General features: G+C 60.2%; 23 protein-coding genes and 1 pseudogene. 11 read left to right on the top strand and 13 right to left on the bottom strand.

Annotated features, from left to right (window positions below; genetic code table 11):
• Window positions 1-81: 81 nt before the first annotated feature.
• The 3 genes from KVG88_RS25725 (at window position 82) to KVG88_RS25715 (ending at window position 1,097) form a co-directional block, all read left to right on the top strand.
• A complete protein-coding gene (locus tag KVG88_RS25725; protein WP_150701447.1) occupies window positions 82-330 on the top strand; it encodes a hypothetical protein in 249 nt (82 codons plus the stop codon).
• A 160-nt stretch (window positions 331-490) separates the two neighbouring features.
• Complete coding sequence (locus KVG88_RS25720) at window positions 491-721, top strand: hypothetical protein (RefSeq protein WP_150701446.1); 231 nt, start codon at window positions 491-493, stop codon at window positions 719-721.
• Between the two features lie 136 nt (window positions 722-857).
• Complete coding sequence (locus KVG88_RS25715; protein WP_150701445.1) at window positions 858-1,097, top strand: DUF2789 domain-containing protein; 240 nt, start codon at window positions 858-860, stop codon at window positions 1,095-1,097.
• Window positions 1,098-1,105: 8 nt separating this feature from the next.
• Here KVG88_RS25715 and KVG88_RS25710 read toward each other — a convergent pair whose 3' ends face one another.
• From KVG88_RS25710 to KVG88_RS25695, 4 genes are all read right to left on the bottom strand, one after another.
• On the bottom strand, window positions 1,106-1,309 hold the full coding sequence (locus KVG88_RS25710) for a hypothetical protein (RefSeq protein ID WP_150701444.1): 204 nt from the start codon (window positions 1,307-1,309) through the stop codon (window positions 1,106-1,108).
• A 130-nt stretch (window positions 1,310-1,439) separates the two neighbouring features.
• Entirely contained in the window at window positions 1,440-2,663 is a 1,224-nt protein-coding gene (locus KVG88_RS25705) for a methyl-accepting chemotaxis protein (RefSeq protein ID WP_437179969.1), read from the bottom strand.
• A 628-nt stretch (window positions 2,664-3,291) separates the two neighbouring features.
• Window positions 3,292-3,696, bottom strand: coding sequence for a TraR/DksA family transcriptional regulator (locus KVG88_RS25700; RefSeq protein WP_007907888.1), 405 nt, complete (start codon window positions 3,694-3,696; stop codon window positions 3,292-3,294).
• A gap of 461 nt (window positions 3,697-4,157) precedes the next feature.
• Window positions 4,158-5,090: a hypothetical protein gene (locus tag KVG88_RS25695; protein ID WP_217873128.1), complete on the bottom strand. Its 933-nt coding sequence runs from the start codon at window positions 5,088-5,090 to the stop codon at window positions 4,158-4,160.
• Between the two features lie 363 nt (window positions 5,091-5,453).
• Here KVG88_RS25695 and KVG88_RS25690 point away from each other — a divergent pair, with 363 nt between their 5' ends.
• Complete coding sequence (locus KVG88_RS25690; RefSeq protein ID WP_020796732.1) at window positions 5,454-6,137, top strand: response regulator transcription factor; 684 nt, start codon at window positions 5,454-5,456, stop codon at window positions 6,135-6,137.
• Window positions 6,115-7,512, top strand: coding sequence for a sensor histidine kinase (locus KVG88_RS25685; RefSeq protein ID WP_217873127.1), 1,398 nt, complete (start codon window positions 6,115-6,117; stop codon window positions 7,510-7,512). The genes KVG88_RS25690 and KVG88_RS25685 overlap by 23 nt, the downstream gene beginning before the upstream one ends.
• A 159-nt stretch (window positions 7,513-7,671) precedes the next feature.
• Here KVG88_RS25685 and KVG88_RS25680 read toward each other — a convergent pair whose 3' ends face one another.
• The 3 genes from KVG88_RS25680 to KVG88_RS25670 are packed head-to-tail and all read right to left on the bottom strand — an operon-like array spanning window position 7,672 to window position 9,927.
• Window positions 7,672-8,082, bottom strand: a complete 411-nt coding sequence (locus KVG88_RS25680) for an SRPBCC family protein (RefSeq protein WP_217873126.1) — start codon at window positions 8,080-8,082, stop codon at window positions 7,672-7,674.
• A gap of 28 nt (window positions 8,083-8,110) precedes the next feature.
• Complete coding sequence (locus tag KVG88_RS25675) at window positions 8,111-8,908, bottom strand: SDR family NAD(P)-dependent oxidoreductase (RefSeq protein ID WP_150701439.1); 798 nt, start codon at window positions 8,906-8,908, stop codon at window positions 8,111-8,113.
• 2 nt (window positions 8,909-8,910) lie between these two features.
• The gene (locus tag KVG88_RS25670) at window positions 8,911-9,927 is read right to left on the bottom strand and encodes an aldo/keto reductase (protein WP_150701438.1); all 1,017 of its coding nucleotides are present in this window, start codon (window positions 9,925-9,927) and stop codon (window positions 8,911-8,913) included.
• Window positions 9,928-10,041: 114 nt separating this feature from the next.
• Here KVG88_RS25670 and KVG88_RS25665 point away from each other — a divergent pair, with 114 nt between their 5' ends.
• The 3 genes and pseudogenes from KVG88_RS25665 (at window position 10,042) to KVG88_RS25655 (ending at window position 12,518) form a co-directional block, all read left to right on the top strand.
• A complete protein-coding gene (locus tag KVG88_RS25665; protein ID WP_150701437.1) occupies window positions 10,042-10,941 on the top strand; it encodes a LysR substrate-binding domain-containing protein in 900 nt (299 codons plus the stop codon).
• Window positions 10,942-11,166: 225 nt separating this feature from the next.
• A pseudogene (locus KVG88_RS25660) lies at window positions 11,167-11,455 on the top strand (DUF6124 family protein).
• Between the two features lie 142 nt (window positions 11,456-11,597).
• Window positions 11,598-12,518, top strand: coding sequence for a LysR family transcriptional regulator (locus tag KVG88_RS25655; RefSeq protein ID WP_150701436.1), 921 nt, complete (start codon window positions 11,598-11,600; stop codon window positions 12,516-12,518).
• Here the strand turns inward: KVG88_RS25655 and KVG88_RS25650 are convergent.
• The 4 genes from KVG88_RS25650 to KVG88_RS25635 all read right to left on the bottom strand — a co-directional run bounded on the left by KVG88_RS25650 (window position 12,439) and on the right by KVG88_RS25635 (window position 16,686).
• Window positions 12,439-13,032 carry a DinB family protein gene (locus KVG88_RS25650; RefSeq protein WP_150701435.1) on the bottom strand — a complete coding sequence of 198 codons (594 nt, stop codon included), beginning with the start codon at window positions 13,030-13,032 and terminating at the stop codon, window positions 12,439-12,441. The genes KVG88_RS25655 and KVG88_RS25650 overlap by 80 nt on opposite strands.
• A 130-nt stretch (window positions 13,033-13,162) precedes the next feature.
• Window positions 13,163-14,296 carry an NAD(P)/FAD-dependent oxidoreductase gene (locus KVG88_RS25645; protein ID WP_150701434.1) on the bottom strand — a complete coding sequence of 378 codons (1,134 nt, stop codon included), beginning with the start codon at window positions 14,294-14,296 and terminating at the stop codon, window positions 13,163-13,165.
• Window position 14,297: 1 nt separating this feature from the next.
• On the bottom strand, window positions 14,298-15,611 hold the full coding sequence (locus KVG88_RS25640; RefSeq protein ID WP_217873125.1) for an MFS transporter: 1,314 nt from the start codon (window positions 15,609-15,611) through the stop codon (window positions 14,298-14,300).
• Window positions 15,612-15,897: 286 nt separating this feature from the next.
• Window positions 15,898-16,686 (bottom strand): SDR family oxidoreductase, encoded by a 789-nt coding sequence (locus KVG88_RS25635; protein WP_150701432.1) that lies wholly within the window; start codon window positions 16,684-16,686, stop codon window positions 15,898-15,900.
• Window positions 16,687-16,841: 155 nt separating this feature from the next.
• Between KVG88_RS25635 and KVG88_RS25630 the strand changes: the two genes are divergently transcribed.
• The 3 genes from KVG88_RS25630 (at window position 16,842) to KVG88_RS25620 (ending at window position 19,458) form a co-directional block, all read left to right on the top strand.
• The gene (locus KVG88_RS25630) at window positions 16,842-18,008 is read left to right on the top strand and encodes an iron-containing alcohol dehydrogenase (protein WP_217873124.1); all 1,167 of its coding nucleotides are present in this window, start codon (window positions 16,842-16,844) and stop codon (window positions 18,006-18,008) included.
• A 12-nt stretch (window positions 18,009-18,020) separates the two neighbouring features.
• On the top strand, window positions 18,021-18,335 hold the full coding sequence (locus KVG88_RS25625) for an NIPSNAP family protein (protein ID WP_150701430.1): 315 nt from the start codon (window positions 18,021-18,023) through the stop codon (window positions 18,333-18,335).
• Window positions 18,336-18,474: 139 nt separating this feature from the next.
• The gene (locus KVG88_RS25620; RefSeq protein WP_217873123.1) at window positions 18,475-19,458 is read left to right on the top strand and encodes a cyclase family protein; all 984 of its coding nucleotides are present in this window, start codon (window positions 18,475-18,477) and stop codon (window positions 19,456-19,458) included.
• Here the strand turns inward: KVG88_RS25620 and KVG88_RS25615 are convergent.
• Together KVG88_RS25615 and KVG88_RS25610 are read right to left on the bottom strand one after the other, a co-directional pair.
• Window positions 19,451-20,380, bottom strand: coding sequence for a LysR family transcriptional regulator (locus tag KVG88_RS25615; RefSeq protein ID WP_150701428.1), 930 nt, complete (start codon window positions 20,378-20,380; stop codon window positions 19,451-19,453). The two genes, KVG88_RS25620 and KVG88_RS25615, sit on opposite strands and share 8 nt — an antisense overlap.
• A 73-nt stretch (window positions 20,381-20,453) precedes the next feature.
• Window positions 20,454-22,037, bottom strand: coding sequence for an aldehyde dehydrogenase (NADP(+)) (locus KVG88_RS25610; protein WP_217873122.1), 1,584 nt, complete (start codon window positions 22,035-22,037; stop codon window positions 20,454-20,456).
• Window positions 22,038-22,268 lie beyond the last annotated feature (231 nt).

Raw genomic sequence — 22,268 nt, 5'->3', positions numbered from 1 at the left:
GGTGATTCTAGAGCAGCGATGCTCACCGAGACTACCCATAACGACGTACATACGTCGGCAAAACAACGAAAAGGACTTCATATGTGCACGATGACACACTTCGCCCATCCTCAAGCGCCCTGCTCCGGCAACCCTTCGCCTCTGTTTCCCGTGCCATTGCAACACCCGGAGATGCACCTGCCGGACCTGCAGCCGCCAAGGTTTCAGGTGATCCTGGCCGGGAATGCGTTTTTCCATATCAAGGAAGTTTCCACGGGACATGTAAGAGGTTTCCGTGGAAATCACAACGACGCCTGCGCCCTTGCCCGCTCACTTGAGTCGCGCATTTGAGCCATTGGCTGCATCTGAGCGTTAAAACGTTTCGTCGTGCCGGCGACTTTACTCAGCCGCCGGCCTGCAACTGCTGCCATACTGCCCGACCAATCAAACGCGTCCCGCCAAAGAGGACGACGTTGAACACAACAATATATTTCCAAGGGAAGGCTGCGACGTGACGGAATTTGATATCGGCGAGTTTTTTATCCGGGGCGAAGCCAGAGAAATCGAAGGCGAGTTCCAGGCAGTGATTGTCATGCGCGCCAAGCCACCGCAAAAAGCCGTGACCTATCACCAGGTTGAAAAAGATCGCTGGTTCAAGAACTCTGAAGTCGCCGCCATCGCGGCCCAGGAATCCGCCCGGGAACTGAAGGCTGCCGTCGACGCCGGTGCATTGAAAGCCTGATACCCCGGTGTGTGGCGTCTATGCTCATTGCTGCGTTTGAACATCGCTTTCGAACTTCCTGATACACGGCTCGCTCAGAAGTAGGGAGCCGTCGCTCAGCCCTCGTACGCGACCGATTATCTGCAAGGAGATGAAGATGGAATCACCGACCCACGACTTGAAAGGTTTGTTCGACCAGCTCGGCCTGGACTCCACCCAGAAAGCTATCGACGATTTCATTGCCAGCCATTCGCCGCTGCCCGATGACAAGAAGCTCATCGATGCCGAGTTCTGGACGCCGCAGCAGGCAGGGTTCCTGAAAGAACAACTGCGCGAAGATGCCGACTGGGCGCGGGTGGTCGACGACCTCAACCTGCGGATGCATCAGGTTCACTAGCTTCAGTCTCAATGCAGGCTGTCTGAGGTGTTGGCGTTCAATTGCGCCAACCAGGCAGCCCTGCACTCCTCTGCCTCGGTGCGACTGGAAAATGCCGTCCCCCGGCGCTCACCGTTGAGCAGCACCACCCAGCACACACTTTGCCCCAACGCTCGCAAACTGGCGGGTACGCCGCTGCCGATCATCACCGCGACATCAACTTTGCTTTGCATGCTGACCTCTCGCATTTCGTTAGCAACCTAATTAATAGATATGTTAATTAGGTTCGCCGCGAGGAAAAAGCAAAAACCCTGCACAGATTAATTGCAGGGTTAGTAACAATCGTTCGCCAAACTGGATGGACTAGCGCGGTTTTTCTGGCTTATAGCCCAAGCGCAAACCACCCCAATGCCGGCCTTTGAGCATGATCGGCACCGACAGGTCGTGCATCAGCTCACCCGTATCACGGGTGTAGGTCTGCAGCAGCACCGGTTGTTGATGGTTGCCACAGCGGATCCCGGTGCGATCGGCGAACTTGCGCTTGGTACGGTTTTGCACGGTATCGACCTGTGCATCACCGGTCAGTGGCTGGCTGAAAACGCTGTTATGGGTCGGCACGTAGCCTTGCTGAGTGCAGGCGATGGCGAACACCAACCCCTCGTGACGAGGCAGCAACGGCTCCTGAATTGGCGGCAAGACCTGATCGGTATAACGGTCGAAACGAGTGTGGAACTTTGCCGGGCTGGTGTTGGGAATTGCCTGATACTGACGGTCGAACAGGTCATCGAGGCTGATCCGACCGGCATCAATGTCTGCTTCGAATCGCGCGGTAATCTGGCTGGCGCCTTCCCGGGCCAGGTCATAGATGCGTTGGTGATAGTCATCCAGACCGACTTCAGCCAAGCGCTCGCTGATGGTTTCGGCCTGGCCTTCCATCTGCACCGCCGCGTCGGCCAGACGCCGGGTTTGCTGGTCGCTGATGGCCAGGTCGCTACGCATTTGTTCAATGGCATGGAACAGGCTATCGAGTTGCTCGCGATTGGTGTCGGCGCCACGGGCGATTTCGCCAACCTGACTTTCGACGCTGGCAGCCAGCCGGGCGATGTTTTCCAGGTGCTGCCCGGTGTGTTCAACCTGTTGGACCCCGGTATCCAGGTCGCTGGACAGCTGGCGAATCTGCTCCACCACCTGTGCCGTGCGCTGCTGGATATCGGCTACCATTTCCCCGACTTCTCCCGTCGCCGTGGCCGTACGTGCCGCGAGCCCGCGAACTTCGTCGGCGACCACCGCAAAACCACGACCGTGCTCACCGGCGCGTGCGGCTTCGATCGCTGCGTTCAACGCCAACAGGTTGGTCTGACTGGCGATGGACTGAATCACCAGGGTGACACGCTGGATATCGTCACTGCGCAGGCTCAAGGCTTCGATCAACTCACGACTGCTGTTGGCACGCTGGCTGAGCTGATGCATGCGCGCAATCGACTCGATCAGTTCCGTCCGCCCCGCAGCCCCGCTCTGATGGGCCTCACTGGCAGCAGTCAGCGCCTCGCGACTGAGGATCGACGTGGCATGTTCGGTAGCGATCATGACTTCAGCGTTACTGACGATTTGCGCGGCAGCGCCGAGTTGCGATTGCAGCTTGTCGGCCAATTGCTTGACCGAGAAGGCAACGCCAGCGGCTGACAGTGCATTGTGACTGGTGGTGTAGGAAAGATCGCGGGTCAGCGTGGAAATGGCGCTTGACGTATCGAGAGGTGCGACTTCGGAGATGGCCCGCGAACGCAGGCGGGGCAACCAGATAATCAGCACGGCCACGGGCAGACCGAGGTAAAGCGACCAGCCCCCCAGCGTCATGCCACACAGCAACAGCACCAGGGCGATGCTTTGCAGCGTCGGTGCGAACCAGCGGTTCTTCGGTAAAAACACCGGTGCAGGCACTGCCGCAACCAGAGACTCGTCCCTCGCCATCGTTGTCACCCCACGCATCTTCTAATTGTTGTCTTCGCATTAAACGCCACTATAAAGCCATTATCTATGAGCCTTTAGTCGCGGGCATTGCAGTAGATCAATAGAAGTTCGGGGTTTTGTGCAGACGTCAAAAAGCAAAGATCGCAGCCTGCGGCAGCGCCTACGGATTCACGCGAACCCTATAGGAGCTGCCGAAGGCTGCGATCTTTTCAAAGGCAACCCATATCGAATGGGCTACCCCGCAGAATCAGGCCTGACGCTGGTGCTTGTCGATTTGCTCGTGACGTTCTTGAGCTTCGATGCAGTATTTGGTGGTCGGGCTGATCAGCAGGCGCTTGAGGCCGATGGCCTCGCCGCTGTCGTCGCACCAGCCAAAGCTGTCTTCCTTGATGCGCTCAAGGGCTTGTTCCAACTGAGGCAGCATGCGCTGGTCGCGATCGATCGCGTTCACCAGCCAGGTGCGCTCTTCTTCAACGGAAGCCGCGTCAGCCGGATCGGCCGGGGTGTCCAGGCTCTCGATGGCGATGCGGTTCTGTTCGATGCGCTCATGGGTTTCGACTTTCATGTTCTGCAACAGCTCGGAGAAAAAAGCATGTTGCTCGGCATTCATGTAGTCATCCGCCGGCATGGCCAGCAACTTGTCCTTTGTCATTGATATCTCTATAAAAAAACGTGCATTAAGGCGAATTAGGGAGCGTTCCGGCCAACCTGTGAAGGTCATCGGAAAGGCGCCGTTTATACCAAGCGCCACCCGGCACTCAATTTACGAGGGGCGGCAGTCTAAGGCCGACTTGAGGCCTCAGCAACTGAAAAGACAGCGAATTTGTCCGACAAAGCCTCGAAAATGCTCTGTGGCAGGCATTGAGGTGGATATCGGAGTGCGTTTATAGCAAGAAATTCAATCCAGCACAGGTATATAGAAGATAAACGGCTGTGTTTGCACATCCCCTATACCGGCCCTGCATAAACAAAATCGCCGCTTCCACCAAAGGCAGAAGCGGCAGAGGCACGAGCCTCAGTCGATCAATGCATGAACAGAGCGATCAGGATGATGATCGGGATCGGTACACCGAGAAAGAACAACAGTAATGAACGCATGATGATTCTCCTGGTTTAACGAATGGTTGGGGTGTTCACGTAGGTGTCGGTTTCCAGGTACACCACGGCATCCCGGCGACGGCCACCGAAGGTCGCGGCGAGGCTGGCGAAAAATGCACCGGCCAGCAGCGCAACAAACATCCAGAGGGTGGTCCAGGCCGCTACTTTGGCGGCAGTGTCGGCCGCTTGTTGCGCAGCGAGTTTGGCGTCGGCCACGGCTTTTTGCGTGCGGGCATAGACTTCATCGACACGACGCTCCGCGTCCGCTTGCGTCAGGTTGGTACGCTGCGCGACCAGTTGTGCCAGGTAGGCCCGATCTTCGGCAGCCAGTTGCCCGTCGTTGCTCAGGGAGCGTGCGAAGATCCGGGTGACCGTACCCCGGGCGGCGTCATCGCTGACAGCGGCCGGCCGATCATCGCGGAACAGGCTATCAATGAAATAGCCGTATTGATCGCTGTCAGCATTGCCCGCCGCAGCCCCCGCCGCTTGCGTGGCCGCAGTGGCAGCACCACCGACCATGTTTGCACCGGCCTGCACCCCGCCGCCCACCAGGCTGCTGACCGAACCGGCCACCAGCGTGGCTGTCACCAGTGTTGCCACGCACCACGCCAGAAAACCATGGGCGGTGTCGCGGAAATACACTTCATCACCATGCATATAGGCCCACTTCACCCGCAGTCTGCCGGCGATGTAGCCACCGAGCCCGGACGCCACGATTTGCGTGAACGCCAACCAGACGATGGTGGAAATGCCCAGGCTCTTGGCGCTCACGCCTTCATTCGCCCAAGGCGAAACCGCCGAGAAGCCCAAGCCGAACCCCAGCAGCACCAGGATCAGCGACAACGCTGCAGCCGCCGCGGCCCCGGCGAAAATCGCCCCCCACGACACGCCGGAGAGCGTCGTTGATTCTTCTACGGCAGGATAGAAACCATCAGAGGATCTATTCATTGTTGTATCGCTCCAGGCAGAAAAATGGTGTTACAACTCTCAAAGGAGCAATTGCAGTCACCGTGCCAGACGCGCACTTTGAATAAATCGTTATGGTTCAGCGAGTTATAAACATTGAACTTCCATAACCCATGCAATTTGCAAGGAACCGTTATGCTCAACGGGTTTTATGCACTGACCAGAAGATCAAAAGATCAAAAGATCGCAGCCTTCGGCAGCTCCTACATTTAAAACGCATTTCCCTGTAGGAGCTGCCGAAGGCTGCGATCTTTTCATTGTCCATGAACTTTTATTTAGAAAGCCTGCGATCATTTCTTGGCAAAATGCAGCACAACGTTGTGAACATTAAATCAGGCCAGCCCTATGACCCGCATCTTGACCATCGAAGACGACGCCGTGACCGCCCGTGAAATCGTCGCCGAATTGAGCAGCCATGGCCTCGACGTCGACTGGGTCGACAATGGCCGTGAAGGGCTGGAGCGCGCGGTCAGCGGCAACTATGACTTGATCACCCTCGACCGCATGCTGCCCGAGCTCGATGGCCTGGCGATTGTCACCACGCTGCGGACCATGGGCGTGGCCACGCCGATTCTGATGATCAGTGCCCTCTCCGACGTCGATGAGCGCGTGCGTGGTTTGCGCGCGGGCGGTGACGATTACCTGACCAAGCCCTTCGCCACCGATGAAATGGCCGCCCGGGTCGAAGTCCTGCTGCGTCGGCAGAACACCGTGACCGCCCAGGCCACCACGCTGCGGGTGGCGGATCTTGAGCTGAACCTGATCAGCCACGAGGCCAGCCGCGACGGTCAATTGCTCACGCTGCTGCCCACCGAATACAAACTGCTGGAATTCCTCATGCGCAACACCGGGCAGATCCTGTCGCGGATGATGATTTTCGAAGAGGTCTGGGGTTATCACTTCGACCCTGGCACCAACCTCATCGACGTGCACATCGGCCGCCTGCGCAAAAAGATCGATCCACCTGGCAATGTCCCATTGATTCGAACCGTGCGAGGCTCGGGTTATGTCATTGCCGAACCCGTCTAAAGGCTGGCGTTCTTCCAGCAGTCGTTTGCTGGCGCTGTACAGTGCGCTGTTCGTGGTCTGGAGCGGCATTCTGATGGGGGTCATGTACTTCGAGGTGTCCGCGTACCTGGACAACCTGGCCAAGCATTCGCTGATGCAGCGTCAGCATTTGTTCTCGCGGTTCCAGGGCGAACAACTGGTGGACGCCCTCGCCGTCAGCATGACCTTCGACATCCGCGGCATCGACGGCTATGGCCTGTTCGATCAGCAGCGCCGTTACCTGAGCGGTGCGCTGGACCACATCCCCCATGGGCTGCCGCTGGACGGCAAGATCCACATGCTCAGCGATTGCGCCGACTCCGACGACCCGACGCTGCCCAATGACAGCTGCGACGCCGTGGCGACCCAGACCCGGGACGGCCTGTTGTTGGTGCTGGTGCGCGACAACGGTTCGCTGTTTGCCGTGACCCGGATCATCCTCCACGCGCTGTTTTGGGGGGTAACCCTGACCATCCTGCCGGGCATCGTCGGTTGGCACCTATTGCGCCGCCGTCCGCTACGGCGGATCCGTGCGATACAAGCTAGCGCCGAAGCCATCGTCGCCGGCGACCTGACCCGACGCTTGCCGCTGTCCAATCGCCGGGATGAACTGGACATGCTCGCCGCCATCGTCAACGCCATGCTCGAACGCATCGAGCGCTTGATGCACGAGGTCAAAGGCGTGTGCGACAACATTGCCCATGACCTACGCACCCCGCTGACCCGCTTGCGCGCGCAGCTTTACCGCATGCAACAGCAGGCCGGTGAAGGTTCGGCGCAAGCGGCGCAGCTGGATCTGGTGCTCGGCGAGGCCGACACGCTGATGGCGAGGTTTCGTGGCTTGCTGCGGATTTCCGAACTGGAGGATCGCCAGCGCCGATCTGGCTTCGTACAACTCGATCCGGTGTCATTGCTACAGGAACTGCACGAGTTCTATCTGCCCCTGGCGGAAGACGACGGCCTGACGTTTGAACTTCAATTGCCCGAAACCTTACCGCCGCTCCATGGCGACCGCGCGCTGCTGTTCGAAGCGTTGGCCAACTTGCTGAGCAACTCGATCAAATTCACCCCGCCCGGTGGCCAGGTGATCTTGCGTGGCCTAGATGAAGGCGGACATACCCGCATCGAAGTCCTCGACTCCGGCCCGGGCATTCCCGAGGCTGAGCGTGACGCGGTGTTCCAGCGTTTCTATCGCGCCGAGGCAGGCAATCTTAAAAGCGGTTTCGGGCTGGGGCTGTCGATCGTCGCGGCGATTGTCAGCCTGCATGGGTTTACGCTTGAGGTGGGGAGCAGTGAAATGGGTGGGGCGCGGTTGGCGCTGGATTGCAACAATGTCGCCTTGGCGAAAACCTTGTAGCAGCTGCCGAGCTCGCGAGGCTGCGTTCGACTGCGAAGCGGTCGCAAAGCCTGAGTGCGAGGTATTCCTGAAAAACCGCGCTGGCTGATTATACGACTGCTGCGCAGCCGAACGCAGCCTCGCGAGCTCGGCAGCTGCTACGAGGCTGCGTGCTGACACTCAGGTTGGGTAATTGGCCCGCAGCGCCTCAAGCCCGCCCTGATAGATGCCGGTGAACAACGCCACCACTTCCTCTTCGCTCACACCCACCGGTTCAAACCGACCGGACCAAGTCACCCGCGCGCCCTGCCCTTGCGCTTCAACCTTGATTGTCGCCAGATACCCGGTGGCCGGAAACGGCGCCTGCAAAATCGAGTAGCTGTAGCTCTTCGCGGCGTTGTCGAACGCTTGCAGACGCTCAATCACCACCGCGCCATCGGCGGTTTGCAGGCTGCGCACGCGGCCGCCTTCGCTGAGTTCACTTTTGGGAATGAACGGCAGCCATTCCGGCAGCGAGTTGAAGCCGCCAATCAATTGCCAGACCTGATCGGCCGAGGCCGGGATGTCGATGAATGCTGATGCAGTTGCCATGTAAAAACGCTCTCTCAATGAATAAAATTCAGATGGCCATGCTGTCGACGACGCCGCCGTCGACGCGCAAAGCCGCGCCCGTGGTAGCCGAGGAAAGCGGCGAAGCGATGTAGGCCACCAGATTGGCGACTTCCTCGACATGGGCCACGCGCTGGATGATCGAGGTCGGCCGCGCCTTGCGCACAAATTCGTCGGCTTCCTCTTGAAGGCTGCGACCGGATTGGGCAATGGCATCCTTGAGCATTTCTTCCACCCCGTCGGTTAACGTCGGACCGGGCAGGATCGCATTGACCGTCACCCCGGTGCCCGCCAGCCGTTTGGCCAGGCCGTGGGACACTGCCAGGTTGGCGCTTTTGGTCACCCCGTAGTTGAGCATGTCCGCGGGGATCGCGATCCCGGACTCCGAAGACAGGAAAATCACCCGGCCCCAGCCCTGCTTGACCATGTCCGGTACGTAATGCCGGGACAGGCGCACACCCGAGATCACGTTGATCTCATAGAAGCGCGTCCATTCGCTATCGGGCGTATCAAAGAATTCTACGGCGTTGAAGATCCCGAGGTTGTTCACCAGGATGTCAGCGCGCGGCTCGGCGGCGAACAGTTTCTCGGCGCCTTCAGCGGTGCCCAGGTCGGCGGTCAAACCGCGCAACTGTGCATCCGGCACGCTCTGGCGAATGCTTGCCAGTGCCTGGTCGACCTTGGCCGTGTCGCGGCCGATCACCACCACCGTGGCGCCGGATTCGGCCAGCGCCTTGCTGATGCCCAGGCCGATGCCGGCAGTGCTGCCGCTGACAATCGCCAGTTTTCCGCTCAAATCGATTTTCATATTCAGGCTCCAATGAGTGGCAACGGTGCGCGCTCGGACACCAGTTTTGCGTCGCGCAGCGCCTGCCAGAAGGCTGCTGGAATGACCGCCGACAACGCGGCCACATCTTCGGCAATCCGCTCTGGTCGGCTGGCACCTGGAATGACTGCCGCCACCGCCGGGTTAGCCAACGAGAACTGCAACGCCGCCGCTTTGATGTCGACCCCATGGGCCGCCGCAATGCGCTTGATCTGCTCGACCTTGTTGATGATCGCCGGACTCGCCTTCTGGTATTCGAAGTGCGCGCCACCGGCCAGAATGCCCGAGCTGTACGGGCCGCCGACCACGATCTCGACGTTCTGTGCCAGGGCCGCGTCCATCAAACGTTGCAAGGCGCGGTCATGGTCGAGAAGAGTGTAGCGGCCGGCCAGCAGAAAACCGTCCGGCTGTGCTTCGCTCAGATCAAGGGTCAATTCGCAGGGCTCGACCTTGTTCACGCCCAGGCCCCAGCCCTTGATCACGCCTTCTTCACGCAGGCGGGTGAGCACTTTGAATGCGCCGGTGCGGGCCTGGTTGAAGTATTCCAGCCACTGGTCGCCGTAGAAGTCCTGGGCGATGTCATGCACCCAGACGATGTCCAGGCGATCGGTTTGCAGACGCTTGAGGCTGTCTTCGATCGAACGCAGGGTCGCGTCGGCGCTATAGTCGTTGACGATCTTGTTCGGCAGCCCGTGTTCGAACACCCCGCTCTTCTCGCCCAGATCGCGGGCTGCGGCGTCTTCGACTTCATCAAGAATTACTCGGCCGACCTTGCTGCTGAGCACGTAGTCGTCGCGGTTATAGCGGGACAGCGCGGCGCCGAGGCGGATTTCCGACAGGCCCGAACCGTAGAACGGCGCGGTGTCGAAGTAACGCACACCGGCATCCCAGGCAGCGTGGACAGTGGCTTGCGCTTCCTCTTCAGGAATGGCGCGGAACATGTTGCCCAGTGGTGCAGTACCGAAGCCCAGCGCGCCGGGCAGTTTGTCTTTCAAGCTCATGATTCAATCCTCGTCGTTTCATTGGCCATTGGTGACCGTTGAGCAGATGCTAGATTGCAGCGATCGGACCGTCCAAGACATAATTCGCGGCACTTGAGTCCTCAGAGGTCTGACATGATCGACATCCGCCAATTGCGCTACTTCGTCGCCGTCGCCGAGGAAGAACACGTCGGTCGCGCCGCCGAACGCCTGCATATTTCCCAGTCACCCCTGAGCCGGCAGATCGCCCAGCTCGAAGAACGCCTTGGCCTGACCCTGTTCGAGCGCAGCCAGCAACGCATCCGCCTGACCCGCGACGGCCAGACCTTCCTCGCCGAGACCCGCGCGCTGCTGACCCACGCCAATCGCCTGGAATCCCTGGGCAAGCGCCTCGGTCGTGGCGAAGAAGGCGGCTTGTGCATCGGCTACATCGAAAACGCCATGCACGCGGGCGTCCTGCCCAATGCGTTGCGTGTATTGCGGGTTGATCGGCCGAATGTGCATGTCGCGCTGTACAACCAAAGTTCCGCCGAACAATTGGAAGGCTTGCGCCAGCGTAGTCTGGATATTGCGCTGGTCAGCGAGCCGCCGACGGACGACGACCCGGATCTGTTGGGTTTTCAGGTGCTGGACGATCCGATGCTGCTGGCCCTGCCCGAGGATCATCCGCTGGCGCAGCAGGCGGTACTGACGCCTGCCGACCTCGCCAGCCAGGAGTGGATCGGGGTGCAGCATCACCAGAATGTCGCCAGCCGCGAAAACTTCGTCAGCGCCTGCATCCGCGCCGGTTTCACCCCGGACATCCGCATGGAAGCCACCGGCCCCTTCACGGCAATGGCGTTGGTGGCCTCGGGGCTGGGCATCGCGATGATTCAGAAAGGCCTGAGCCGCAACGCACCGCCAGGCGTGGTGCTGCGGGAAGTGCCGTGGATTTCTCTCACGCGACCGCTATGGGCGGCATGGCACCGGATCAATCTGCGGCCGTTGGTAGAGACCTTCCGCAAAGTGCTGACCGAGCCGGACTCGGCTCACTGACATGTCGCCCGTAGGAGCTGCCGAAGGCTGCGATCTTTTGGCGGTATCAACGTTGTCTCCATCAAAATCAAAAGATCGCAGCCTTCGGCAGCTCCTACAGATTGAGGTTTTCTGGAAGGTTGTTTAACGGCTGTCCAAGCAATTGCTGCTTTTAGGGTTTACCACCACCATTCGTTTGGTAGCGAAAGTGATGGCTCCAATATTTCTAGTACTGGAGTTCTATCGATGATCAAACCAACCCCCAACCCGCCAGAATCAGATCCGGCCTCCCCTACGAAAGCCCCGATTCCAAGCAATTCCACGAAGCCGCCCAGCGCGCCCTCGATCACTACCTCAACCCTGCCGCCAACATCATGGCCACCTCCCACAAATGACCAATGATCTGGCAGGTTTTCTCGAAGGCTCGCACCGAAACACACTGCTGGGCATTGCCGAGGCGATCATGCTGGGCGAATTGGCGGTGAACCGGGCACTGGATCGACTGGACCCAACCCAATATCGGCTAAACCGATAACCCCCTGTGGGAGCGAGCCTGCTCGCGATGGCGTCAGTCAATCCAACATTTCTGTGTCTGACACACCGCTATCGCGAGCAGGCGTGCTCCCACAGGGTTTGGTGCTTTACTGAATGAACCCAAACCCCAGCGAGCCACCCCCATGAACCGCAACGACCTGCGCCGCGTGGACATGAACCTGTTGGTGATTTTCGAAACGCTGATGTTCGAGAAGAACCTGACCCGGGCCGGGGAGAAGCTGTTTCTCGGCCAGCCTGCGGTGAGTGCGGCGTTGGCGCGGTTGCGGGATTTGTTTGATGATCCGTTGCTGGTGCGCAACGGTCGGATCCTTGAAGCGACGCCACGCGCGTTGGCGATTCTCAAGGAGTTGCAGCCGGCGATGGACACCATTTCCGGGGCGGTCAGCCGGGCCAAGGATTTCGACCCGTCCATCAGCCGCGATGTGTTTCGCATCGGGCTGTCCGATGACGCCGAGTTCGGACTGTTTCCGCCCTTGCTCAAGCAGATTCGCGAAGAAGCGCAGAACGTCGTCGTGGTCGTGCGGCGAGTGAATTACCTGTTGATGTCGTCGATGCTCGCCAGCGGTGAAATTTCCGTGGGCATCAGTTACACCACCGAGTTGCCGGCCAATGCCAAACGCAAGAAATTGCGCGACCTGAGCGTCAAGGTTTTGCGCGGTGACAATCGCCCAGGTGCGCTGACCCTGGAGGAATTCTGCGAGCGTCCCCATGCGCTGGTGTCGTTTTCCGGGGACTTGAGCGGCGCCATCGATAATGACCTGGCTCGTATCGGGCGTTCACGGCGTGTGGTGTTGGCGGTACCGCAGTTTTCCGGGTTGCGGGCCTTGTTGGCAGGAACCGACATGCTTGCCTCGGTGCCCGATTATGCGGCGAGCGCGCTGATTGAAGGCAGCGACCAATTGCGCGCCGATGACCCGCCGTTTGATATCAACCTGTCGGAGCTGTCGATGGTCTGGAACGGCGTCAGCGATAACGATCCGGCAGAACGTTGGTTGCGCTCGCGAATTGCGGAGCACATGTCAGCTCCACTGCCGAAGCATTGAGCGAATTGAAATTCGGGTCGGTCTCGCGCAGGTAGATCGGCAGGTCGGTCATGGGCGGCATGGCCGGGATTTCGAAGTACATCTGGATTACCCAGCCGCGGTGATAACTGGCGTGGTTGACCACGTGCATGAGCATCGCGCCGGCGCTCATGGTCCCGCTTTCGCCGGAGATAAAGGTGAACCGCAAGGGTTTATCCAGCGACGCATCGGTCTGCCGGGCGCTCCAGTCGCAATACCAGTGATCGACGTTTTGTTGCGCCTGGCGCAGGTTGGGCAATGCGCGATGCACCAGATCATGGGAGGTCTTGAAGCCATGCCCCCGGCCTTCAAGATGCGCCTGCCAGAGGCAGTCCACGACATACATGTGGTTGAGCGTGCCAATCATGTTCTTGAAAATCCCGGCGCGTTCCTTTTCAACTTCACCCGGCGGCAGTTGCGCCAGATTGTCGAACAGGCGCTGATTGGCCCATTGTTTGTAATCGGCGAGCATGCGGGCAGTGCGTGCATTGATCATCGAACTTCTCCGATGGCGAATAGCGCATTCCCCAAGGATAGCGCTATCCACGCATAGCGGCGTCAACACTGATTACCGGTCGTCACACGATTTGTAGCAGCAGCCTAGCCTGCAAGGCTGCGTTCGGCTGCTACGACGTGTGCGCAGGGGGCAGGGTTTTCAAGACCCGTTCGGCCAGCGCCAGGCAACTGGTGAGTCCCGGTGATTCAATCCCGAACAGATTCACCAGACCGGGCACCCCATGTTCGGCGGGGCCGCTGATGCAAAAGTCGGCGGCCGCTTCACCCGGACCACTGATTTTCGGGCGAATGCCGCTGTAGGCCGGTTGCAGGCTGTTGTCCGGCAAGCCCGGCCAGTAACGGCGGATCGCTTCATAAAAACCGTCGGCTCGTGCGGGGTCCACGCGGTAATCAACCGCGCCGACCCACTCCACATCGGGTCCGAATCGCGCCTGGCCGCCCAGGTCGAGCGTCATGTGCACCCCCAATCCGGCGCTCTCCGGTGCCGGGTACACCAGATGTCGGAACGGCGCGCGGCCGCTGAAGCTGAAATAACTGCCCTTGCACAACCGCGCCGTCGGAACGTGTTGCGCGGGCAGACCGGCGATATGGCTCGCTACATCCGGCGCGGACAAACCGGCGCAATTGATCAGCTCGCGGCAGCGCAAGGTCATGGGTTCGGCGCCGCCGATGTGCAGTTCGAACGTCTGTTCGATGCAACGGGCCGACAGCAACGGCGTATGAAAAACCAGCGATCCACCACCGGCTTCGACATCGCCCTGCAACGCCAGCATCAACCCATGGGAATCGACAATCCCGGTGGACGGTGACCACAACGCAGCGACGCAGACCAACGCCGGTTCCAGCGCCTGTGCCTCACTCGCCTCCAGCCATTGCAGATCATCGACACCGTTGCGCCGCCCCTGCTCCAGCAACACCTGCAAGGCCGAACGCTGCGCCTCATCGGTGGCGACGATCAGTTTCCCAAGGCGTTGATATTTGACGCCGCGCTCATCGCAGAAGGCGTAGAGGCGATGCTTGCCCTCGACACATAACTGCGCCTTGAGGCTACCGGTAGGATAGTAAATGCCGGCGTGGATCACTTCTGAGTTGCGCGAACTGATGCCCGTGCCGATGCCTTCGCCGGCTTCGAGCACAATCACTTCACGCCCACTCATGGCCAACGCCCTGGCGACCGCCAAGCCGACCACACCGGCGCCGACCACCACACAATCGATGTCGACACTGCCCTGCCCTGCACTCATGTCAAACCAGCCCTCGCTCGCGGTAATCGATCAGGCTGGAGAATATCGCCAGCAGCATGGCCATGACCACGAAGAAGATCAGCACCAGGAAATACGAACCGGTGAACTGCACGATCAAACCGATCAGGATCGGCACGATCACCCCGGCCATGTTGCCGCAGAAGTTCATGGTGCCGGCCAGCACACCGGTTTTCGAGGTGCCGCCGAGGATCGACGGAATGCACCAGTACATGCCGCACCAGCGAATGAAAAACATTGCCACGCACAGCAAACCAATCGCTTGGCTCGCTTCGGCGGTGTAGGCCGTGGCCAGCATGCACAAGGCTGCGACCAGCGCCGAGCCGCTGAACATGCTGCGCATCACCAGGTTTGGCGAGGCACCACTGGATTTCCATTTATCGCCCAGGTAACCGCCGACCAGTTCGCCGACGAAGCCGCACATGAAGATCAGGAAAGTCGCGCCGCCCATGCCGGAAATGTTCAGGCCGTGGGTCTGGTGCAGGTAGCTCGGCATCCAGGTCAGCAGGCCGTAGAACACGCTGAGGATGCAGCAGTAACCGGCGAACATCGCCAGCACCGAGCGATCCTTGAGCAGTTCCTTGAACGGGATGCTGGTGACCGCGCCGGGCTGGCTGACCGTGGCGTTGCCTTCGGTGATGTGCTTGAGCTCGGCCGCGTTGACGCCTGGGTGTTCACTCGGATGATTGCGGATGTACTTCCACGCCAACACACCGGCGAGCATGGTGCCAACCCCGGCGATCACGAAAGCGATGCGCCAGGAGTCGAACCAGCCGATCAGTCCGGCAATGATGATCGCGCCGAAGGCACTGCCCAGCGGCGCACCGCCATCGACCAGCACGGCGCCGCGACCGCGTTCGTTGGGGGTCAGCCAGGCGCCGTTGAGCTTGGCGCCGGCAGGCATGATCGGCGACTCGGCGACGCCCAGGCCCATGCGGGTGATCAACAGGGTGATCCAGTTGTGCGCACCGGCCGCCAGCGCCTGGAAGGCGCCCCACGCCACCGTTGCTACGACGATCACGCGGCGGGTGTGGAAGCGATCGAGCAACATGCCGCCGGGAATCTGCATCAACGCGTAAGACCAGAAAAACGCGCTGAGCATCAACCCTTCAAGGGCCGGCGGGATCTGGAACTCACTGGAAATCAGCGGCAACGCCACCGACAGCGATGCGCGGTCGATGTAGTTGATCGCGGTCAGCAGCAACATGATGAGGAAGATTCGCCAGCGTACATTCGTGGGACGTTCGGACGCGGTTGCGGCTGGCAACGCCAGGCTTTCGGCACTTGGATTATTCATGTGGGGGCTCTTATTGTTGTGGAAACAAGTCGCCCAATGCCAGTCCGTCAAGGTTCTGGAATACCGCAAAAAACTGTGGGAGCTAGCCTGCTGGCGATGACGGCAGCACACCCAACCTTTCTGTGGCTGACCTACCGCTATCGCCAGCAGGCTGGCTCCCACAGTTTTTTGCGTTTTGACGGACAGACATGAGGCAAGCGGCCCCACTCTAATCACGCCCCCGCGTGCTGAATAATGATGGGATCTGATAGGGGGATCACCGATTGTCATCCCCCCCCCAAAATGCTTAAAACGTTCCCGGGTAGCTGCCGCCATCCAGCAACAGGTTTTGCCCGGTGAGGAACCCCGACTGGGCGCCGCAGATGAACGCGCAATACGCGCCGAATTCATCGGGTTGGCCGAAGCGTTGCGCCGGGACGTTTTTGCGCCGTTGCTCGGCGATGCTTTCGATGCTGGTACCGTTGGCCTCGGCGGCGGCATTCAGGGTTTTATGCAAACGCTCGGTCTCGAACGGCCCCGGCAGCAGGTTGTTGACCGTGACGTTATTGCCGGCCAATCGCGCCTGGCGTGCCAGCCCGGCGATGAAACCGGTCAGGCCGCTGCGCGCTCCGTTGGACAATCCCAGTACATCAATCGGCGCCTTCACCGCGCCGGAGGTGATGTTGACGATGCGCCCGAAACCGCGCTCGGCCATGCCATCGACGCAGGCCTTGATCAATTCGATGGGCGTGAGCATGTTGGCATCCAGCGCCTTTAGCCAGTCTTCGCGCTGCCAGTCACGGAAGTCACCCGGTGGCGGCCCGCCCGCGTTGTTCACCAGAATGTCCACCTGCGGACACGCCGCCAGCACCTGCGCACGCACACCCGGTTCGCTGATGTCGCCCGCCACGGTGCGCACTTCAATGCTCGGCGCCAACTCGCGCAATTGCACCGCAGCGGCCTGCAACGTCTCGTCGCCGCGAGCGTTGATCACCAGGTTCACGCCCTCCTTCGCCAAGGCCCGCGCGCAGGCCAGGCCCAAGCCTTTGCTGGCGGCGCAGACAATCGCCCAGCGCCCCGAAATACCCAAATCCATGACGATGCTCCTCTTGGTTCGAAGGCCTTACGTTACCACCGCCCACCCGCAACTCGGGGGATGACAAAGGGTGATCGCTGTATCAAGCCTTTTCATTATCGGCGGCGCGCACGGCTAATTACTGTTCCGGGACCAATAAGAAACCGGAGACACCCATGAACCCGTTCCAGTTTTATTTCCCCACGACTTTGAAAAGCGGCAACGGCCTGGTGCGTCAGGCCGGTGCATTGCTCAAACCCCATGTCCGAAAAAAACTGCTGGTGGTCACCGACAATGGATTGATGGCGTCGGGCGTGATGGAACCGTTTTTTGCGTCCCTGGCCGCCAGTGAAATTGCCTATGAAGTGTTTGCCGGCGTCGAACCCAACCCCACCACCGAGGTGCTGGAACGCGCCGTCGCGTTCCTGAAAAACCATGATTGCGATTCGGTGATCGGCGTCGGTGGCGGCAGCAGCATCGACACCGCCAAGGGTGTCGCGGCCATGGCCACCAACCCCGGCAACATCCTCGACTACGAGGGCTACGACAAACTGCTGCACCCGCCACTGCCGATCTTCGCCATTCCGACTACCTCGGGCACCGGCAGCGAATGCACGGCCTCGACCGTGTTCACCAACACCCAGACCCTGTTCAAAACGGTGATCATCAGCCCGGCGCTGTTCCCCAAACTGGCGATTCTCGACGCCGAACTGACCCTCAAGCTGCCGCCGTCGATCACCGCCGCCACCGGCATGGACGCGCTGACCCACGCCATCGAATCCTACGTCTCGAAGCAGGCCAACCCGATCAGCCAGGCCTTGGCCCTGCAAGCGATCAAGATGATTTGCACCTACCTGCCGAAAGCGTTTTTCACCGGCGTAGATCTGCACGCCCGCGAGCAGATGCTGCTTGGTTCGTTCCTCGCCGGCGTTGCGTTCGCGCAATCGAAACTGGGCAACGTGCATGCGATCTCCCACACCTTCGGCGGCGTGTTCAACATTCCCCATGGCATCGCCAACGCCACGCTGCTGCCTTACGTCATTGAATACAACCTGCCGGCCTGCCCTGAACTGTTCCGCGACATCGCCCTGGCCATGGGCGAAAACGTCGACGGCCTGAGCCCTGCCCGTGCCGGGCAAAAAGTGGTGGAACACGTGATGGCGCTGAACAAGGCCATCGGCATTCCCGACAACATCAAGGACCTGGGCGTGGACCTGGACTACATGCCGCAAATGGTCAGCGACTCGATGCGCAGCGGTAATGTGCTGGTCAACCCGCGATTGACCACGGCCGCCGACGTCGAGCGAATCATCAGCAACGCCTTCCACGGCATCCATTCTTGAGAGACGCCCCCCATGTTTTATGAAATGCGTACCTACACGATCCAGATCGGAAAAATGCAAACCTACCTCAAGCACTTCGAGGAAAACGGCCTGCCGGTGATCTCTCGCTACACGACGCTGGTGGGCTGGTGGTACACCGAAATCGGCGAGCTCAACCAGGTGATCCACATCTGGGCTTACGAGAGCCTCGATGACCGCATCAAGAAACGCGCCGCGCTGTACCAGGATCCGGACTGGCTCGAAGGCTTCGTGCCGATCGCCTTCCCGATGCTGGAAAAAATGGAGTCGAAACTGCTGATGCCGGCGCAGTTTTCACCGATCAAATAATCCCTGAACACCACCTTCCCTGTAGGAGCTGCCGAAGGCTGCGATCTTTTGACTTGGCTTTTTAGAAACAAGATCAAAAGATCGCAGCCTTCGGCAGCTCCTACAGGGGTGATTCGGTTTTACATTCAAGGACAACCCCATGTGCGACCACAACACCAACAACACTGCCGCCGACCGTTCTCCCGATATCAAAACCTTGCTCGAAGGCCTGCCAACCAACTGGGGCAAATGGGGGCCGGACGATGAAGTCGGTGCCCTGAATTACCTGCAAAGCGCCGAGATCCTCCGTGGCATTGCCTCTGTGCGACAGGGCAAGACCTTCACCCTGCAAGTGCAGATCGGCCACCCGAAAGGTGAACCGTTATGGCCCGGCCGACGTCCGTCGATGCGGGTCAACGTCCTCGACAAAGGCCATTTCCTGGCCGGCAAAACCCACTTCGACGGCCACGTGGAATACGCCGACGACGTGATCTTCATGCACCTGCAAGGCTCGACCCAATACGACGCGCTGGGCCATGTCTGGCACGACAACAAACTGTGGAACGGCTACGACGCCATGAGCACCATCGGCAGCATGGACAAGGCCAGCATCCTGCCGATTGCCGAGCGCGGTATCGTCGGCCGGGCCGTGCTGATCGACATGGCCCGCCACCGTGGCAAAGCGGTACTGGACAAGGGCGAAACCTTCAATCACCACGACCTGCTGGCCGCCGCCAAAGCCCAGGGCATCGAGATCCACAAGCGCGACATTCTGATCATCCGCACCGGCTGGATCGGCTCGTTCTATGAGCGCGAGCCGGAAGAGTTCTACAAGGATTTCGCCGAGCCAGGCCTGACCTTCAGCCGTGAACTGGTGGAGTGGTTTCACCAGATGGAAATCCCCAACCTGGTCACCGATACCATGGCCAATGAAGTCGCGGTCGACCCCTCCTCCGGCGTGCTGATCCCGTTGCATAACGCGTTGATGCGCAACCTCGGCGTGACCTTCACCGAAGTGGCGATGCTCGATGCGCTGGCCGACGACTGCGCCGCAGACGGTCAGTGGCAGTTTCTCTACACCGCCGCGCCGTTGAAAATCGTCGGTGGCACGGGAGCGCCCGTGAACCCGATCGTGATCAAGTAATCAGGTCCTGCTTGAGTTCATTGATCAGCAGGGTCGCCGCCGGAGACAAATCGGCGCCGGCCCGGCTGATCACGCCGTAGGGCTCGATCAGCGCGCGCAACGACACCGGCAGTTTCACCAGCAAATCGAATTGCTCGCAAAATTCGGCGACTTCCACCGGGATGACCGCGAGCAAGGTCGGGTCTTGTTGCACCAGCAAAATGGTGGCGAAGGTCGACGAGGTTTCCAGCGGATAACGGGGAATTTCCAGCCCCGCTTCATTGAGCTCACGCTCCAGGGCCTGACGCATAGGCATGTCCTTGGGGTAAACCACCCAGCGATAATCACTCAGCTGCGATAACTGCAAGGACTCGGCGCTGGCCAATGGATGACGCTGGCTGGCAACGACCGCCAAGGGTTCTTCGCTCAGCTCGATACAATCGTAGGCATCCGAGCGCTGGCCGACGCTGGTCCGGCAGATCGCCAAATCCAGCCGCCCTTGATCAAGCAACCCGAGCAGGGTCGCACTGGTGTTTTCCACCAGCTCGACGGACAGCTCCGGCTGTTTGAGCCGCAGCTCGGTCAAGGCCCGGGTCAACAACGGCACCGCGCCCATGATCACCCCAACCGAGAGCCGCCCGCCCTGCCCCTGCATGATGCTGAGCATTTCTTCGCGCAAGTGCTCGACATCGCTGTAGATCAACCGCGCATAACGAATCATGCAACGCCCCATTTCATTGGCCACCAGGCCTTTGGGCTGGCGTTCGAACAAGGGCATGCCGAGCAGCGACTCGACCTCATGCAGTGCCTTGGTCGCACCGGACTGGGAAATCGAGATTTGCTCGGCAGCCTTGTGCAAGGAGCCGCGGTCATCCAGCGCGATCAGCAACCGCAGTTGTTTGAGGCGCAGGCGTGAAGCGATGCTGCCAAGGGAAGGAACCATGTCTGGGGGTGCTCGTTTCAAGGGCAAAAATCCGTGAAGCCCAGCGCCGGCAAAAACCGGCGCAGGCCAGTAATCAAATCAGCGAAGCCCTGCTCCACTGGCCATTGACCAGTCGATTGAGGCCCAGCGGGTTATGGTTTTGCAGCGCCTCGGGCAGGTACTCATCAGGATAGTTCTGGTAGCAGACCGGGCGCAGGAAGCGATCAATGGCCAGGCTGCCCACGGACGTTCCGCGCGCATCCGAGGTCGCCGGGTATGGCCCGCCATGCACCATTGCATCGCTGACTTCGACACCGGTCGGGTAGCCATTGAGCAGCAACCGGCCGACCTTGTCTTCGAGCACGGGCAGCAGTTCGCCGAAGCGTTCCAGGTCTGCCGGCTCAGCGATCAGGGTGGCGGTGAGTTGGCCGTGCAGGCTGTCGAGTAAAGCGCGCAGTTGTTGCGGATCGTCCACTTCCACCAGCACCGTGGCCGGGCCGAAGATCTCCTCTTGCAACAACGGATCGCCGTCGAGCAACAGTTGCACATCGGCCTTGAACAGCTGCGGCTGCGCCTGGCGCTCGCCTTGGGGTTGTCCGGCGAGGTGACTCACCCGGCCATGGCCGGCGATGTGTTTGAGCCCGGCGCCATAGCTTTTCAGTGCGCCGGCATTGAGCATGGTTTGGGCCGGTTGATCTGCCATGAGCTGGGCAAAGCGTTGCTGGAACTCGCTGAACTGCGGCGAGCGCAGACCGATGATCAAGCCGGGGCTGGTGCAGAATTGACCGCAACCGAGGTTGACCGACGCCGTCAGCTCTTCAGCGATTTGGTCGCCCCGTATGGCCAAGGCCTGCGGCAGAATGATCACCGGATTGATGCTCGACATCTCGGCGAACACCGGAATCGGTTGCGGCCGCGCTGCCGCCAGATCGGACAACGCCCGACCGCCCTTCAGGGAACCGGTAAATCCAACGGCCTTGATGCCTTCGGCCTTGACCAGCGCCTGGCCGACACCGGCCCCGTAGATCATGTTGAACACTCCCGACGGCATGCCCGTGCGCTGCGCTGCGCGAACGATGGCGTTGGCCACGCAATCGGCGGTTGCCATGTGCCCGCTGTGGGCCTTGAACACCACCGGGCACCCGGCAGCGAGCGCCGAAGCGGTATCGCCACCGGCAGTGGAAAAGGCCAAGGGGAAATTGCTCGCACCAAACACCGCGACCGGGCCGACACCGATGCGGTACTGGCGAATATCCGCTCGCGGCAAAGGAATACGCTCCGGCAATGCCTGATCGATGCGCGCACCAAGGAAGTCGCCGCGCTTGAGCACTTGCGCAAACAAACGCAACTGACCGCTGGTGCGGCTGCGCTCTCCACGAATCCGGCCCTCGGGTAGCGCGGTTTCCCGGCAGACCAGCGCAATGAAATCCTCGCCAAGCCCATCGATCTCGTCAGCGATCGCCTGAAGAAAATCCGCACGCCGCGCTGGCGACAATTGCCGAAACGGGGCGAAGGCGCGGGTGGCGGCGGCCACTGCCAGCGTCACTTCCTGGTCACTGGCCTGATGGAAAACGTAAGGCAATGCCTGACCGCTGCTGGCGTCGACGCTGTGCAGCGTCTCGCGGCCCAAGGCACTGCGTTGCCCGTCAATGAACTGCTGGCCGAGAATATCGGACATCAAAAACTCCCTCGCCTGGGTTCGGCAGGCGATCACTCGAATTGAAGGAATGCGCCCACGGCGCAGGTCCCACTCTAGGGGTCGGGATCAGAGACGAACAAATGACAACAACGGGCCGGGGGATGAGCGTTTGTCATCCCCGCGTCCGAAGGTGAGGTGATTGGGCATGTCGGGGGACTTGTCTGGGTTTCCATAAAGCCAAAATACTCAGCCCTTATGTGTGGAAACAGC

Origin of the sequence: Pseudomonas azerbaijanoccidentalis (assembly GCF_019145495.1) — a bacterium.
GTDB lineage: Bacteria > Pseudomonadota > Gammaproteobacteria > Pseudomonadales > Pseudomonadaceae > Aquipseudomonas > Aquipseudomonas azerbaijanoccidentalis.
The sequence above is the reverse complement of the archived record's forward strand: the minus strand, read 5'-3'. Positions and strand labels throughout refer to the sequence as shown.

Excerpts from the sequence above, each read along its gene's own strand:
- KVG88_RS25725 (WP_150701447.1), top strand. The coding sequence starts at position 82 with ATGTGCACGATGACACACTTCGCCCATCCTCAAGCGCCCTGCTCCGGC.
- KVG88_RS25715 (WP_150701445.1), top strand. The coding sequence starts at position 858 with ATGGAATCACCGACCCACGACTTGAAAGGTTTGTTCGACCAGCTCGGC.
- KVG88_RS25710 (WP_150701444.1), bottom strand. The coding sequence starts at position 1,309 with ATGCAAAGCAAAGTTGATGTCGCGGTGATGATCGGCAGCGGCGTACCC.
- KVG88_RS25705 (WP_437179969.1), bottom strand. The coding sequence starts at position 2,663 with ATGATCGCTACCGAACATGCCACGTCGATCCTCAGTCGCGAGGCGCTG.
- KVG88_RS25700 (WP_007907888.1), bottom strand. The coding sequence starts at position 3,696 with ATGACAAAGGACAAGTTGCTGGCCATGCCGGCGGATGACTACATGAAT.
- KVG88_RS25695 (WP_217873128.1), bottom strand. The coding sequence starts at position 5,090 with ATGAATAGATCCTCTGATGGTTTCTATCCTGCCGTAGAAGAATCAACG.
- KVG88_RS25690 (WP_020796732.1), top strand. The coding sequence starts at position 5,454 with ATGACCCGCATCTTGACCATCGAAGACGACGCCGTGACCGCCCGTGAA.
- KVG88_RS25685 (WP_217873127.1), top strand. The coding sequence starts at position 6,115 with ATGTCATTGCCGAACCCGTCTAAAGGCTGGCGTTCTTCCAGCAGTCGT.
- KVG88_RS25680 (WP_217873126.1), bottom strand. The coding sequence starts at position 8,082 with ATGGCAACTGCATCAGCATTCATCGACATCCCGGCCTCGGCCGATCAG.
- KVG88_RS25675 (WP_150701439.1), bottom strand. The coding sequence starts at position 8,908 with ATGAAAATCGATTTGAGCGGAAAACTGGCGATTGTCAGCGGCAGCACT.
- KVG88_RS25670 (WP_150701438.1), bottom strand. The coding sequence starts at position 9,927 with ATGAGCTTGAAAGACAAACTGCCCGGCGCGCTGGGCTTCGGTACTGCA.
- KVG88_RS25665 (WP_150701437.1), top strand. The coding sequence starts at position 10,042 with ATGATCGACATCCGCCAATTGCGCTACTTCGTCGCCGTCGCCGAGGAA.
- KVG88_RS25655 (WP_150701436.1), top strand. The coding sequence starts at position 11,598 with ATGAACCGCAACGACCTGCGCCGCGTGGACATGAACCTGTTGGTGATT.
- KVG88_RS25650 (WP_150701435.1), bottom strand. The coding sequence starts at position 13,032 with ATGATCAATGCACGCACTGCCCGCATGCTCGCCGATTACAAACAATGG.
- KVG88_RS25645 (WP_150701434.1), bottom strand. The coding sequence starts at position 14,296 with ATGAGTGCAGGGCAGGGCAGTGTCGACATCGATTGTGTGGTGGTCGGC.
- KVG88_RS25640 (WP_217873125.1), bottom strand. The coding sequence starts at position 15,611 with ATGAATAATCCAAGTGCCGAAAGCCTGGCGTTGCCAGCCGCAACCGCG.
- KVG88_RS25635 (WP_150701432.1), bottom strand. The coding sequence starts at position 16,686 with ATGGATTTGGGTATTTCGGGGCGCTGGGCGATTGTCTGCGCCGCCAGC.
- KVG88_RS25630 (WP_217873124.1), top strand. The coding sequence starts at position 16,842 with ATGAACCCGTTCCAGTTTTATTTCCCCACGACTTTGAAAAGCGGCAAC.
- KVG88_RS25625 (WP_150701430.1), top strand. The coding sequence starts at position 18,021 with ATGTTTTATGAAATGCGTACCTACACGATCCAGATCGGAAAAATGCAA.
- KVG88_RS25620 (WP_217873123.1), top strand. The coding sequence starts at position 18,475 with ATGTGCGACCACAACACCAACAACACTGCCGCCGACCGTTCTCCCGAT.
- KVG88_RS25615 (WP_150701428.1), bottom strand. The coding sequence starts at position 20,380 with ATGGTTCCTTCCCTTGGCAGCATCGCTTCACGCCTGCGCCTCAAACAA.
- KVG88_RS25610 (WP_217873122.1), bottom strand. The coding sequence starts at position 22,037 with ATGTCCGATATTCTCGGCCAGCAGTTCATTGACGGGCAACGCAGTGCC.